This is a genomic window from Nocardia grenadensis NBRC 108939 (genome assembly GCF_001613445.1).
GTDB classification, from domain to species: domain Bacteria; phylum Actinomycetota; class Actinomycetes; order Mycobacteriales; family Mycobacteriaceae; genus Nocardia; species Nocardia grenadensis.
In genome coordinates, this window is the sequence record NZ_BDCJ01000013.1 from 71,041 (window position 1) to 85,434 (window position 14,394).

The following is a 14,394-nucleotide window of genomic DNA, read 5'->3' on the forward strand; positions in this document are numbered from 1 at the left end:
TGTCCATGGGGCGTGACACCCATCTTTCACGGCGGCCCCTACACAACCCCGGTCACCGGAGATGGGTGGCGGCACCGATGGCCGGTGATACCGCCGGGCGCCGAAACTGGGAGCCGAGAAAACCGGCTGCGGGAGGAGCGTTCGACGTGGACATCGACCGCGGCACCATACCGGGCCAGGGCACCGTGCACCACCTGCTGACCCGCAGCGGGGACCGGTTCGCGCTGGTGTCCGGTACCGACGGTGCGAAACATATCCACGTCTACCACACCGCGCGCGACGAACCCGTCCACTCCATCGCGCTGGGCCCCGACGAAGCCGATCAGCTCGCCGAACTGCTGCACAGCAGCCCGCTGCCCGACCGGGTGGCCCGGCTGGAACGGCTGATGGACCAGTTCACCGGCGACAGGAACCGGTCATGACAACTCTCTCCCCGCACGCGCGACGGGACCATCCGATGCAAGCACACGAGATCGCGGTCCAGCTACCGACCGTTCGCACCGGCGACCCCGTCGCCAAGGCCATGCGATTGATGGTGATGAACCGGCTGCCCGGCCTCATCGTCGTCGACGCGGCCGGCCGGCCCGTAGCGGTCCTGCCCGGCACCCAGGTGCTGCGGCTGGCCATCCCCAGCTCCTACCAGGACGATCCCGCGCTGGCACGCACCATCGACGAACTGCACGCCGAACTGTTCTGGCGCGAATTGGGCGATCTGACCGTGGGCGACTGCCTGCCCGAACACGCGCCGCGCCCGGCGGTCGTGCACCGGGACGCCACCCTGCTGGAGATCGCGGCCCTCATGGCGCAGCGGCACAGCCCCCTGGTCGCGGTGGTGGACCGCACGCGCACCCTCGTCGGCGGCATCACCCTCGAACGACTACTGATCAGCCTGGCCGTCGCCGGGCCCGACGACTGAGCCGCCGGGCCGAGGGGAGGTGCGCCGATGAACCAGATCCTGGCGGTCGTCGTATTCGTCGGGGCGTTCTGGTTCATCGCCACCGAACGCGCGGACAAGGTGAAGGTCGTACTGGTCGCGGCCGGGTTGATGACCGTCCTCGGTCTGGTGCCGGGCGAGCAGGTCTTCTACAACGCGCATGTCGGTATCGACTGGAATGTGATCTTCCTGCTGCTCGGCATGATGATCATCGTCGGCGTCATCAAGCAGACCGGCCTATTCGACTTCCTCGCCATCTGGGCCGCGAAACGCTCCCGCGGCAACCCGTTCCGGCTGATGGTGATGCTGATGATCATCACCGCCGTCGCCTCGCCGCTGCTCGACAATGTCACCATCATCATGCTCGTCGCGCCGGTCACCATCGTGGTGTGCGGGCGGCTGGGTTTCGCCGCGCAACCGTTCCTCATCGCCGAGGTGCTCGCCGCCAATATCGGTGGCGCGGCCACCCTGGTCGGCGATCCGCCCAACATCATCATCGGCAGCCGGGCCGGCCTGACCTTCAATGATTTCCTGCTGCACATGGCCCCGGCCGTGGCCGTGATCTTCGCACTGTTCGTGCTGTTCACCCGCTGGCTGTTCCGCAAACATCTGCGGATGCGCTCCGAGCACATCGAGACGGTGGCAGCACTACAGGAGAAGCGGGCCATCACCGACCCGCGCCTGCTGACCCGCGCACTGCTCGTACTGGCCGGGGTCGTGGTTGGTTTCGGCCTGCATTCGATGCTGCACGTGGCGCCGTCGATCATCGCGCTGCTCGGCGCGGGCGCCATGGTGCTGATCTCCCGGCTCGATATCGGTGACATCCTGCGTGAGGTGGAATGGGGCACCCTGGTCTTCTTCATGGGCCTGTTCGTGATGGTCGCCGGTCTCGTGCACACCGGTGTGATCGAGCTCCTCGGCGATGCCGCCGTCGCCGCGTTCGGTGACAATCCGCTGTTCGCCTCGGCGGTGCTGGTTTTCGGTTCCGCCGTCGTGGCCGCGTTCATCGACAACATCCCCTATACGACCACCATGGCCCCGGTGGTCGAGGGCCTGGTCGAACAGACTTCCGACCACGGCCAGGGGCGCGCGCTGTGGTGGGCGTTCGCCTTCGGCGCGGACTTCAGCGGGAACGGCACCGCCGTCGCCGCGAGCGCCAATGTGGTGGCCCTCGATATCGCGCGCCGGGCCGGGCACCGAATCACCTTCTGGCAGTTCACCAGGTACGGCATCGTCGTCACCGCGCTCAGCTGTGTACTGGCCTGGGCGTATGTCGCGGTCCGCTATTTCTGAGCGGCCGTCCACCCGCTCCCGCGCGCTCTATCCCGCCAGGCGCTCGGTATCGGCCCCCGGTAGCGGCGGCAGCTCCAGATTCTCCCGGAAGGTGGCGCCGAGATAGTCGGAACCGACGATATCGCGGCGGCGTAGTTCGGGCAGCAGACCGCCCGTCACGAAATCCCGGGTGCGGGGATCGTCCAGGCCACCCAGCGAGATGATGTCGAGAACTCCGGCGCGGTACCGCTCCTCGATGGCATCGGCCAACTGCTCCGGCGTACCGGCCGCCGACCAGTGACCGGTGTGCCGTGCTTCCAGGATCAGCTCGCGCAACGTGCGTCCGGACCCGGCGAGACGCGCGAAGATCTCCACCCGCCCGCGTCTGCGGTGCACCGAATCGACCGCGGGCAGCAGAGTTTCCGGAAGCGGCCGGTCCAGCGGTAGATCGGAGAGATCGACCCCGCCGCCGAGCATATCCGCGAGCAGCCGGCGACCGGCTTCGAAGTCGAAGGACTCCTCCTGTTCGCGAAGCAGCCGCGCGACCTCCGCTTCGGTGGCGCCATAGGTGGCGTGGAAGGAACTGAATATATAGGGCAATCCGGCCGGCCGCCCCAGTTCCCGGGCGCGGGCCCGGATCCTGTCCGTGTACGCGTGGGCGTCGTCGAGAGTGGTGAGCGAGGTGAACACCGCCTCGGCGAAACGGGCGCCGAGTTCGATCCCGCCCGCCGACTGGCCGGCCTGGAACTGTACCGGGCGCCGCTGCGGCAGCGGCGGAATGTTCAGCGGACCGCGCACGGTGAAATGCTCACCCCGGTGATCGATCGGGCGCACCCGGGCCGGATCGAGTACGGCGCCCCCGCGACCGTCCGAGGTGAGGGCACCCGGACCCCACGAATCGAACAGGGCGTGTACCACTTCCAGCGATTCCGCCGCGCGCGCATAACGCTGTTCCGGCCCGGGCAACTCCTGATCGCTGTAGTTCTCCTCGCCCAGCGACGAGGTGACGGCGTTCCAGGCGGACCGGCCGTTGCTCACATGATCGAGGGTGCCGAACAACCGGGCCAGGTTGTACGGGTGGTGGAAGGTGGTGGTGACCGTGGCGATCAGGCCGATATGCGTGGTCACCGAACTCAATGCCGAGAGGTAGATCAGCGGCTCCTGCGCGCCGATGGCCCCCTGTGCGCCGAAACCGAGCAGATCGGCCGCGAAGAGGGCATCGAACCTGTGCTCCTCGGCGATCTTCGCGACGGCGATCGCGGTGTCGAGCGTCGACCGGCCCGGGTCCACCGCCGCCGCGTAGATATCGGTACCGCCGCTGACCCCGGTGACCGTCTTGAGATGCCGTCGAGACCTGTTGCGCGATATCACCATGCGACGATATGGCGCCGGCCGGGGCATCGGCAGCCTTGCGCTCACCGTGATTCGGATGATCGCGCACCGCGCCCGCGGGCCGCTCCGTAATCCCCCCTTCGGATCACGGAGCGGCCCGGCTACCGGGCACATCCATGCGTCCTGCCCATGGCACGGTCGCCGGCGAACCATCGCCGGGCCCGTTCGAGGGCCGCTGTCGCGCAGCGTTCTGGCACCTCCCAAATCAACTGCGTCCACTCGGCACCTTCGCCGGGATTGTGTACGATCGGCGGCACGCCACCGGACCCGCGGTGATCGGCGCAACATTCGGGCCGAATCGACCGGCGCCCGGGCCGGGTACGACGCCGAGAGCGGTTCGGGCGGTGCCTGATCAGGTCAACCGGCGGATATCCCCGCGCACCCGGTAGAACCCACCGCGCGCCGACTCGGCCACCCCGTCCACCACATAGCGGGTGCCGGCCTGCCGGATATCTCGGGGGAACTGCACATTCCATTCCCGCCGGAAGCCCGGTGAGACGATGTGCACCCGCAGGCGCCCGCCCACATCGACGCATTCGACGACCACGCCGCCCCCGGCGTCGGTAGCCACCTCCACGGTGCTGCTCGGCACTACCGCGGTCAGCGGCGGCGCCTTCACCGAGAGGGTCCGCGGCAGCACACCCTGTTCGGCGTCGCGGACCGCGGTCTCGCTCACATCGAGGCAGGCCAGGGTGCCGGCGGTGGTGACGAGGTACAGCCGGTCGTCGTGGTATTGCATCGAATACGCCGAACCGCAGCCGGTGCCGAGTTTCCAGAGCCGGCGGCCGTCGGCGTCGAAGCAGTACACCGACGAATAGTTGTCACCGGCGAAGACATAGCGCCCGTCCGGCGAGGCCGCGCACGAGTACACCGCGGCATCGCACTGGAACGCCCGGTCGGCGCGGCCGCCCTTGTCCAGCATGCGCACCTGGTTGCGTGCGGTACCCGCGTACACCGCCTCGGCCTCCTGCCAGCCGAACAGCACCGCGCCGCCGGTGCCGCGGTGCCACCGGTGGTTACCGGAGCCCAGATCGTATTTGGTGACCCCGCCCGAATGCCCGTGATACACCCCGTCCGCGTCGATACGCACCATCCAGCCCGACTCGCCGTCGCTGCGCCGCGACCACAGCGATTCCTCCTCGTGGTCGATCACGGTGAGACCGCCCTGCACGTCGGAGACACCGAGGATGCCGTCGTGGATATCGAGCCAGTAGATATCGACATCGGCGGCGATATCGTAGGCCGCGCGCGGTACCTTGCCCGACAGGTCGTAGACCCGGCCGTCGTCGCAGCCGGCATAGATCCAGAAGTCGTCGGCGACAATGCATTTGACCGCGTCGGGCAGCCGGAAACGCCCGGTCACCTCGCCCACCGGGGTGAGCGTGAAGACATCACCGTTCTCGTTGCCCACCCAGCAGCGCTCGGAGTCGATGAAGATACCGAACGCCGCGGCACCGGAATCGAAGGTCCACAGCACCGGCGCGGTCCGGGCGGTGGAACGTCCGCTGGTGATCGCCCGCCGGGTGACCGGCCGCGACGCCCGCGCACCCGGGACGGCGGGGGCATAGCCCTTGCGGACCTTCTCACCGATCTTCTTCTGCGCCGCCGCCTGCGCCTTCTGTGCGTCGGCGAAGGAGCTGATCTTGCTCTGCCCGTGGTCACCGATCCGCCCGTACCGAATCGTCACCTGGGTGCCGTCCACCGCGACCTCGTAGAACTTGTGCGCCGATCCTCCTTCCTCCGACAGTTCGAGATAGGTCGTGGTTGCCGTGGTCATACTGGTCCCGCTCGTCGTCGTTGCGCTTCGACGCGAAAAGTAGCAACCGCTACCGACATACGGAAGATCGTCGAACCGGCACCGTGGAACCCCGGGGCACGGGGGTGCCGGGCACCGGCCGAGGTGGTGCTCACACCGCGTCACGCACCCCGGCCCGGTCTCGTCTCCAGTGGTAGGACTCCAGAGAACGGAGCCACCATGCCTCAGCAGCGCACCCATGTGGTCGTGAGCGGCGGCGGATACGCCGGAACCCTGGCCGCCAACCGGTTGCGCCGGCGGCCGGACCTCGAGATCACCCTGGCCCGCCGCGACGAGACACCGGTGAATGCCTTCCTGTCCGGCCGCGTGGCCGCGGCAGTGAAGGAAACGATCTGCCAGAGCACCCTCTGGCAGATCCGGCGCGAGGCACGTAAACCCGGTGCGGCACTGTGGTCGAGGGGCGGCCGGAAGGCCTGTACGGCCGCCGTCACCGTGTCGCGACAGACCACCGCGGCGGGGGCGGGGGTCACCATACCGGTACCCTTGGCCCCTGTCGCCGTTCCCGTCCGGAGTGAGCGAAACGGAATACGTTCGACCGGCCGGGGTGTTGGCGCCGACTATGGCACTCAGCGCACCGATCGGAATCGCCCTCGCTCCCCGCCCCGCCGCCACCAATGCCGTCGACGATGTGCTCGAACGAGCCCGTCTGCTCCAGCGCAGCGGTATCGACCGCGTCTGGTTCGGACAGCGGTTCGACTTCGATTCGCTGTCGCTGGCGGCCGTTGTCGGCTCTGCGGTTCCAGGTCTGCACGTCGGCACCTCGGTGGTCCCGATCAACCCGCGCCATCCACTCGTGGTCGCGAGCCAGGCGCAGACCGCCCATGCCGCCGGCCACCGCCGCTTCACCCTCGGTCTCGGCCTCGGTGCGCCCGCCCTGGAAGGTCCCGCGTTCGGGATCCGCAGCGAGCGGCCGATCCGTCGGTTGCGCGAGTACCTCACCGTCCTGCGCTCGGTACTCACCACGGGCACGGTCGATTTCACCGGGCAGACGGTTACCGCGGCACCGCCGCTCCCGGCGGCGGTGGCGGGCGGGGACGGGCCCGATATCGTCGTTGCGGCCATGGGTCCGCAGGCGGTGGCCGCCGCGGGCGAACTCGCCGACGGGATCGTGCCGTTCCTCGCCGGGCCGCGTACGCTGGGCGGCGATATCGTGCCGCGGGCCGAGGTCGCCGCCCGGGCCGGGGGCCGGCCCCGGCCTCGGGTGATCGCCGGGGTCGCGGTGGTGGTCACCGACCGTCCCGAGCGGGTCCGGGCCCGGGCCGCCGAACAGATGGCCTTCTACGAGCGCATCCCGTCCTACCGTACGGTCCTGGACCGCGAAGGTGTCGCCACCGCCGCCGAGCTGGCCGTCATCGGCACCGAAGCGGAGGTCGAAGCACAACTGCGCCGCTATGTGGAAGCGGGCGCGACCGAACTGCTGGTCACCCAGACCGATCTCGGCGGCCCCGAGGACGAACTGGCGACCTGGCGCTTCCTCGGCGCGCTCGGCGGCATCCCGGTCTGATTCCGGCCTCCGCGGCGAAACAGCGCGTCTACAGCGTCGGATTGCCGGTGCGCGGCGACAAGACCACCGACGAACAGGCGGCGAGCCGAGGTCCGGTCCGCGGCCCCGCCGTGAATTCCGCGGAGCGGCGCGACTCGCCTACGGAAGGATGATCACCGGTTCACCCGCACCTATGCTCGACGAGATGACGGGCACCGATAGTTCCCTGCCGCGCTTCTTTCCCGAATGGATCGACCGGTTCGGTACACAGTTCGTGAATCCGTGGATGCGGCGTATCGCCCCGTCCCTCCCGGGCTGCGCCGTGATCGAACACGTCGGCCGGACAACCGGGATTCGCTACGAGACCCCGATCTGTATCTTCCGCAGCGGGGCAACGGTCGCGGTGGTGCTTCTCCACGGCGAGACCAACTGGGTGAAGAACACGGTGGCCGCGGGTCATGCCGGGCTGCGCTGCCGCGCCGGCACGCTCATCCTGCGTGCGCCACACGTGATCCCGCCCCGCGCCGCCACCTCGGAGGTCTCACGCATCGCGCGCTCGGGCAACCGGATAGCCGGGCTCATCGTATTCGAGGTCGGCTGACGCTCCGCTTCCACAACTCACAGCAGCGGATACCTCCGAATCCTTGTTTCCGTCGTGTGGCCACGGCTCGCCGACCATTACTGTGGCGCTCCGTGACCGCTTCCGCATCTCCACAACCCTTCTCCGCGATCGAACCCTACGATTCGGGCCTGCTCGACGTGAGCGACGGCAACCGGATCTACTGGGAGACCAGCGGTAACCCGGCAGGCCGTCCCGCGCTGATGGTCCACGGCGGTCCCGGCAGCGGTGGCCGGCGCGGCACGCGCACCGGGTTCGACCCGGAGGTCTTCCGGATCGTGCTGTTCGATCAGCGCGGCTGCGGTGAGAGCCGCCCGCACGCCGCGGATCCGGCGGTCGATATGCGCCACAACACCACCGAGCATCTGCTCGCGGATATGGAGGCGCTACGCGAACACCTGGGTATCGACCGGTGGCTGCTCTACGGCGGCTCGTGGGGTTCGACGCTGATCCTCGCCTACGCCGAACGGCATCCGGAGCGGGTCACCGGGATCGTGCTGGTCGGGGTGACGACGACCCGGCCGCAGGAGATCGACTGGCTCTACCATGGCCTGCGACTGCTGCTGCCGGTCGAATGGGAGCGGTTCCGCGCCGGCGCCCCGGCCGGCGTCCGGGACGACGAACTGGTCGAGGCATATCGGCAACTGATGGAAGATCCGGATCCCGAGGTCCGTGCGGCGGCGGCCCAGCGGTGGTGCGCCTGGGAGGACGCGGTGATCGCGCACGAGAATCTCGGCACACCGGGCCAGTACAGCGCCAAACCCGATGCGGCGCAGTTGGCCTTCGTCCGGATCTGCACCCACTATTTCGCCCACGCCGCCTGGCTCGAGGATGGCAGCCTACTGCGCGACGCCCACCGGCTCGCGGGCATCCCCGGTGTGCTCGTCCACGGCCGGCTCGACCTGTCCGCACCGCTGCGCACCGCCTGGGAACTCGCCCGTGCCTGGCCCGGCGCCGAACTGCGGATCATCGACGATTCCGGGCACACCGGCAGCCCCGCCCTGCGCACCGCGGTACTCGACGCGATCGCCCGCTTCGCGCGCTGACCCCTCCCGGCCGAAGTCCCGCCGAACGCGCTGTCCGATTAGCCGCCTGCTCACCGAGGCCCCGGAAGCCGTTGACCGTCACACCAGTATGTCTCCGGACTTTCCCGACGGTTCGCTCCGGAACTTTCGCGGTTTTCGGTTGACGAGCGTGGTGTCGCCGCTGTAATGCGCGAGAAGCCGGGGATCCATGACCGCACGCCACAGCGGCGGGACGGCGGCGAGCAGGACCATGGTGGCGTAACCGAACGGCAGCTGTGGGGCCTCGTCGGAACTGCGCAGCGTCTGGTAGCGGCGGCCGGGGTTCGCGTGGTGGTCGCTGTGGCGCTGGAGGTGGAGCAGGAAGACATTGGTAACCAGACGGTCGCTGTTCCAGCTGTGGCGTGGTGCGCACCGCTCGTACCGGCCGTCGGCGCGGCGGGCCCGGAGCAAACCGTAGTGCTCGAGATAGTTCACGGTCTCCAGCAACCCGATGCCGATCACAGCCTGCAGCGCCAGATAGGGGATGACGACGGGCCCGAAGGCGAGAATCATCGAACCGAGCACCACCACGCTCAGCGACCACGCCTGCAGCAGCTGGTTGTGCCGGCTGAACCACTTCGTTCCCTTGCGGGCCAGGCGTTCCCGTTCCAGGACGAGTGCCGAGCGGAAGCCGCCCACCGCGCTGCGCGGTATGAACGCCCAGAGTGGTTCACCGAAGCGGGCACTCGCCGGGTCTTCGGGTGTGGCGACGCGGACGTGATGGCCGCGGTTGTGCTCCACGAAGAAATGGCCGTACCCGGATTGCGCCAGCGCGATCTTCGCCAGCCAGCGTTCGGAATGTTCGACCCGATGGCCGAGTTCATGCGCGGCATTGATGCCGATACCGGATACAATACCGAGAGTTACGGTCAGCCCCAGTTTGTCGACCAGCGTCAGTTCGGAGCCCGACCACATGTATCCCGCAATGGCCAGACCGATGAGCTGCATAGGCAGGAAGAGAAACGTGCACCAGCGGTAATAACGGTCGTTGGACAAGGCCTCGTAGTCTTCGTCGCGTGGACTGACTCCGTCGCAGCCGACGGCGATGTCCAGCACCGGAATGATCACGAATACGAGGATCGGACCGATCCACCAGAAGAGCGCGAGCCCGGTGAGGTGCACCAGTTGCGACGGTAGTAGCGCGCAGCCGGGTGCCACGGTGCTCAGAATCCAGAGATAGCGTTTGTGATCGCGCGCGTTCTCGCGTCTGAGAGGTGTCATATCCGTTTCGCTCTCTCGCACGGCAACTCGATTGAGTACGACAGCTGAAGACGGGGTAACGCTGAAACGCCGCCTATCTCGATACGTCCGGTCGATCGGTTCGGGTAGAGACAATCCCTGAACCGAGCGTCGCCGGGCACGGTAGCGAGACACGCGGACGTGTTCAGCCGAGAATGCGTGATCGCGGCAGGTCTACTGCCCGATCGGGGTATCGGGGTGCCGGAGGCGGTGGTGCCTCCGCCGAACTATGGGAGGGCCGCGCAGTTCACGGGGGCCGGCACGTCGGCAAGACGGTCGGTCACCCACTGCTGTGAGGTCGCCAGCGACGGCAAGAAAGCCACATCGTGGGTGCCCAGCAATCCGGCGGATATCGGGGGCAGTCCACCGTCGGAGTCCAGATGAACGGTCGCACCGGCACCGCACCAACTCGCGGCCAGACCGTGCACGGCCGCGTACGGAGCTCCCTCATCGTGCAGGGCCGAGTAGATCCGGACCGGTACCGCGGGGGCCAGCCCACCGAGCCGCTGCTCATCGAACGCTTTCTTCAGCTCCGGGGAACCGTCGATCACGGCTGTGAGCGGTAATCCGCTGGTGGTCCACTGCGTTGTGTTCTGCGGTTGCGTGAAACTGCTGGACAGGCCGCCGCATTTGCCGATCGCGGCGTTCATGATCGCCTTACCGGTGTCGTTGAGCGCGGCGTCGAGCACCGGACGGGTGTCCGGATAGTCGGCGGCGATACCGTTGACGATCCAGGCTATGGCCGTCCCGACACCGGGGCGGCCGTCGAAGTGCGCGATGTAGTCCTGGGGGCTCACCAGGGGCCCGCCCACGTAGGCGCCACGCACATTCAGGTCGGGGGCATATTTCGGTTGCAGCTCGGCGGCCGCCGCGGAAGCCATTCCGCCCTGGGAGTATCCGTAGAGCAGGACCGGCGAAGTCGGGCCGAGCCCGGTTTCGGGCAAACGCAACGCGGCACGCGCGGAGTCCAGTACCGCGTAGCCCTGGGTCTTGCGGTTGAGGAAGTTGTGGATGCCCGGCGCGTTGAGATCGTGATAGTCGGTTATCACCACCCCCATACCGCGCGCGAGCAGTTGGTAGATCGCGATGACGTCGTATTCGAAGATAATATCCGCGGGCGGCTGGAACCGGACCACCTGCGACAACATCGCCGAAGGCGCGCATTCGGCACCCTGCCCCTGAGTGCCGCCCGCATACGCCACCAGCGGGCGTTCGCCCGGGCCGGTCCACGGCGCAAGTGGCTCCAGATACGTTCCCACCACCGTGGTGGGTGCGTCATGGGGATCGCTGCTGGCATAGGTGAGGCGTGTCGACCTCGCCGGCACCGTGCCGGGTATCCCAGGGGCGGACACCACCACTTGCGACGCTTCGGCACGGAGAATGTCGCCCCCGGCGCCCTGCGACTGTAACGACGCCGGTTCCGACCATGCCGATGGTGCGGCGACCGCCCCGCCACCGGCAACGATGAGGGTTCCTGTCAACACTGCGACCCAGGCACGCTTTTCGCTCTTCATACCGATCCTTCATGCGTGTGATTCATGCAGGGCAGTTATCGAGTCGAAAGATACGATCACCGCCGACACAGCACGACGCTGCTGGTCAGCGGACCATTAGCAGGAAAACGGTGACGCTTCGATCCAGCAGATCGGATCGAATGATGCGGATATCCCTGTTCGAGCGAGTAAGCAGGAACACGGGCATTTCGTATTACCGAGGCCACAGCTTATGCCATGCGGTGGGCACACGCCCGGAAGCCACCGCCTCGATTCGGCACGAGTCGATCGCTATCCGATCAACACCGGCAGTGGGGCATGGGACAATGGACGGACGCGCAGATCGCTCCGCGTGCGTATCGGCTCCATGGACGACCTTGTCGGTCGGGTCATCTGCCCAGCAGAAGACGACATCGGAGGACTACCGTGACCACATCAGGCGGCATTATCACCGATCGGGCGCTCGTGGATCTGTACAAGGATATCCACCGGCATCCTGAACTCGGGTTCCGCGAACACCGCACCGCCGCGCTCGTGGCCGACCGGCTGCGCGGCGCCGGGTTCGACGTCACCACCGGTGTCGGACGGACCGGAGTGGTCGGCGTCCTGAAGAACGGCACGGGGCCGACCGCCCTGCTGCGAGCCGATATGGACGCGCTCCCCGTGCGAGAGGACACCGGCCTCGACTACGCCAGCACCGTCACGGTCACCGACGAGGACGACCGCACCGTCCCGGTGGCCCACGCCTGCGGTCACGACCTGCACACCACCTGCCTGCTGGGTGCGGCCCAGGCACTCGCCGCAGACAGCTCCGGTTGGCTCGGCACCCTGCTGCTCGTGTTCCAGCCCGCCGAGGAGCTGGGCGCCGGCGCCCAAGCCATGGTCGACGATAGTTTCTTCGACCGATTTCCGATGCCGGATGTTGTACTCGGCCAGCATGTGGCACCGCTACCGGCCGGCAAGATCGCCGGGCATCCGGGCCCCTCGTACGCGGGTTCGGATTCGCTGCGGGTGCGGATCATCGGCCGGGGCGCACACGGATCCATGCCGGAGGCCTCGGTCGATCCCGTCGTGCTGGCCGCCGCGACAGTACTGCGCCTGCAGACCATCGTATCCCGGGAGATCCCGAGCACCGCGACCGCGGTGCTCACCGTCGGCTCGAGCCACGCCGGCGACGCCGCGAACGTGATCCCCGGTCACGCCGAGATCCAATTGAACATTCGCAGTTACGACCCTGCCGTACGCCGGCGCATCCTGGACAGCGTCGAACGCATCGTGCGCGGTGAAGCGGCCACCGCCGGCGCGCCGGAGGAACCCACCATCACCGAGATAGAACGCTTCCCGGTCGTCACCAACGACCCGGCCGCATTGCACCGCACCCTCGATGCCTTCGCGTCCTGGCTGGGACCGGACAATATCCTCGATCCGGGAGCCGGCGCCGGGAGCGAGGACGTCGGCATCTTCGCCACCGGGTCTGGCGCACCGCTGTCCTACTGGCTGCTCGGCGGCGCGGACCCGGCCCTTTTCACCACAGGCGATATGACCGATCCCGCCCTGCTCACCGTCCCCTCCAACCACTCGCCCCGGTACGCCCCCGTTATCGATCCGACGCTGCCGATCGGCGTCGGCGCATTGGTGACCGCGGCCCGGACCTGGTTACCGGCCGCCCACTGACCCTCGAAGCAGGTGGTTCGGACCCCACTCGATCCACGGCCCGTCCGGAATTCCGTTGACACGTCCGGGGCCCGACCGGCAACCTCCCGGTGTGCGCGAGAACCCGATGTCGATCGAACTGGAGCCGCTGACCGAGCACAATCTCGGAACGCTGCTGGCGACGGCCGTGGCCGATGCCGATCCGTCGGAGGTCATGCCCCCGGTGCCCGGGGAACCGGGATGGACCGCTCAGCGCAAGCAGGCTTTCCTGGACTTCCACCGTGGCCGCGCGCTCCGCGTCGAGCAGCCGGTGGAACTCACCTACGTCATCATGGTCGACGGCCGGGCCGTCGGTGCGGCGCGACTGGAATACCGAGGCGACTCGTTCGAGGCAGGGGTCTGGATCGGCCGCTCCCATCGCGGTCGCGGAGTCGGGCGAGCGGTGGCCGGAGAACTACGCATCGCCGCCGCGGCGGCGGGTGCCCGGCGGATCGTCGCCGTCACCACCGGCGACAACGCGGCCGCGCGACGACTGCTGCCGACAGGGACACCGGTAGGCGAGGACGGCGCCGTGAGGGCAGCCGTCGACCTCGAATAACGCAGGAAACGTCGAAGACCGGAACTTTCCGGGACCCTACGGATCCGCACCGGTCTCATACCCCCATCGGTTGGAAGTTGTTCGCACCGGACGAGTGGACCGCCGCGTTGTCGGCGCGCCACGCCCCACAGGCAGCGGCACCCGGACCACCGCCGGGCCGATACCCCCACGAGCGGGGCACACAGCGGCCCGGCGACCGGACCGAACCACCACACCGACCGGACCGCCGACTGGCGAAAGACGGAAGAGCGCAGCATGAGCCGACGGAGCGGCACCAGCGCGTCGGACCCGACGGCGCGGATCGCCTCGGCGGCGGTCGACCACGACCGGGCCACCCGGGCTGCCGGCTGGCGCGCGCACTACGACCCGCACCGCCGCCCGGTCACCGACGAGGAGCGGGCCGAGGCGGAGGCGCTCGGGTGGGAAGCGTGGCGGACGGCGCAGGCGTACCGGGCATATCGACACGAGCGGTTCGGGGTCCGGGCGTGATCGTGTTCCGCGTGTTCGGCCGGGAAGTATTCGCGCTCGGCCGCACCGACCGCGCAGGCGAGAATGGCGACATCACCGGGGCCGCCGACCTCACCGGCGGCAGCGCGGAACTGGCGGACTACTACCCCGGCCGCGCAGACCGGGCCGAGGTGACGTTGTCGCGCAGGCGCACCCCCGCGCGGACCTCACCGGCGCGAATACCGCCCGCCCAGTTCGGGTTCCACGGCTGAAACGCCTGCGTATCAGCCCGTCAGCGACAGATCCCACATAGGTTTTGGGAGGTTTCTAGAGGTATTACCAGCCCTTTTGCCGATATTCAGACAGGTTTCTACGGTTTTTCGC

At 68.2% G+C, this 14,394-nt stretch carries 14 protein-coding genes; 10 read left to right on the forward strand and 4 right to left on the reverse strand.

Going from position 1 to position 14,394, the window contains the following annotated elements:
• The first annotated feature begins 146 nt into the window (after positions 1–146).
• From NGR01S_RS16330 to NGR01S_RS16340, 3 genes are read left to right on the forward strand one after another with little or no spacing between them, the layout of a single operon-like run.
• On the forward strand, positions 147–422 hold the full coding sequence (locus tag NGR01S_RS16330; protein ID WP_063037969.1) for a cation:proton antiporter regulatory subunit: 276 nt from the start codon (positions 147–149) through the stop codon (positions 420–422).
• Positions 419–916 carry a CBS domain-containing protein gene (locus NGR01S_RS16335; RefSeq protein WP_245664629.1) on the forward strand — a complete coding sequence of 166 codons (498 nt, stop codon included), beginning with the start codon at positions 419–421 and terminating at the stop codon, positions 914–916. The genes NGR01S_RS16330 and NGR01S_RS16335 overlap by 4 nt, the downstream gene beginning before the upstream one ends.
• Before the next feature lie 27 nt (positions 917–943).
• Positions 944–2,227 (forward strand): ArsB/NhaD family transporter, encoded by a 1,284-nt coding sequence (locus tag NGR01S_RS16340; RefSeq protein WP_063037672.1) that lies wholly within the window; start codon positions 944–946, stop codon positions 2,225–2,227.
• 27 nt (positions 2,228–2,254) lie between these two features.
• Here NGR01S_RS16340 and NGR01S_RS16345 read toward each other — a convergent pair whose 3' ends face one another.
• Both NGR01S_RS16345 and NGR01S_RS16350 read right to left on the reverse strand, forming a co-directional pair.
• Complete coding sequence (locus tag NGR01S_RS16345) at positions 2,255–3,580, reverse strand: NtaA/DmoA family FMN-dependent monooxygenase (RefSeq protein WP_174551708.1); 1,326 nt, start codon at positions 3,578–3,580, stop codon at positions 2,255–2,257.
• A gap of 370 nt (positions 3,581–3,950) precedes the next feature.
• Positions 3,951–5,375, reverse strand: coding sequence for a WGR domain-containing protein (locus NGR01S_RS16350; protein ID WP_063037674.1), 1,425 nt, complete (start codon positions 5,373–5,375; stop codon positions 3,951–3,953).
• 598 nt (positions 5,376–5,973) lie between these two features.
• Here NGR01S_RS16350 and NGR01S_RS16360 point away from each other — a divergent pair.
• The 3 genes from NGR01S_RS16360 (at position 5,974) to pip (ending at position 8,562) form a co-directional block, all read left to right on the forward strand.
• Positions 5,974–6,918, forward strand: coding sequence for a TIGR03564 family F420-dependent LLM class oxidoreductase (locus tag NGR01S_RS16360; RefSeq protein WP_063037677.1), 945 nt, complete (start codon positions 5,974–5,976; stop codon positions 6,916–6,918).
• A 184-nt stretch (positions 6,919–7,102) separates the two neighbouring features.
• Entirely contained in the window at positions 7,103–7,498 is a 396-nt protein-coding gene (locus NGR01S_RS31975; RefSeq protein WP_218020777.1) for a PNPOx family protein, read from the forward strand.
• Positions 7,499–7,590: 92 nt separating this feature from the next.
• Positions 7,591–8,562, forward strand: a complete 972-nt coding sequence (gene pip, locus NGR01S_RS16370; protein ID WP_063037680.1) for a prolyl aminopeptidase — start codon at positions 7,591–7,593, stop codon at positions 8,560–8,562.
• A gap of 78 nt (positions 8,563–8,640) precedes the next feature.
• On the opposite strand, the gene NGR01S_RS16375 is transcribed toward pip, so the two are convergent.
• On the reverse strand, positions 8,641–9,801 hold the full coding sequence (locus tag NGR01S_RS16375) for an alkane 1-monooxygenase (RefSeq protein ID WP_063037682.1): 1,161 nt from the start codon (positions 9,799–9,801) through the stop codon (positions 8,641–8,643).
• 245 nt (positions 9,802–10,046) lie between these two features.
• Positions 10,047–11,333 (reverse strand): lipase family protein, encoded by a 1,287-nt coding sequence (locus NGR01S_RS16380; protein WP_063037684.1) that lies wholly within the window; start codon positions 11,331–11,333, stop codon positions 10,047–10,049.
• A 405-nt stretch (positions 11,334–11,738) separates the two neighbouring features.
• Between NGR01S_RS16380 and NGR01S_RS16385 the strand changes: the two genes are divergently transcribed.
• From NGR01S_RS16385 to NGR01S_RS16400, 4 genes are all read left to right on the forward strand, one after another.
• A complete protein-coding gene (locus NGR01S_RS16385) occupies positions 11,739–12,986 on the forward strand; it encodes an amidohydrolase (protein ID WP_245664630.1) in 1,248 nt (415 codons plus the stop codon).
• A gap of 91 nt (positions 12,987–13,077) precedes the next feature.
• Positions 13,078–13,563, forward strand: coding sequence for a GNAT family N-acetyltransferase (locus tag NGR01S_RS16390; RefSeq protein ID WP_245664631.1), 486 nt, complete (start codon positions 13,078–13,080; stop codon positions 13,561–13,563).
• Between the two features lie 255 nt (positions 13,564–13,818).
• Complete coding sequence (locus NGR01S_RS16395) at positions 13,819–14,052, forward strand: hypothetical protein (protein ID WP_063037686.1); 234 nt, start codon at positions 13,819–13,821, stop codon at positions 14,050–14,052.
• Positions 14,049–14,282: a hypothetical protein gene (locus NGR01S_RS16400; protein ID WP_063037688.1), complete on the forward strand. Its 234-nt coding sequence runs from the start codon at positions 14,049–14,051 to the stop codon at positions 14,280–14,282. The genes NGR01S_RS16395 and NGR01S_RS16400 overlap by 4 nt, the downstream gene beginning before the upstream one ends.
• Positions 14,283–14,394 lie beyond the last annotated feature (112 nt).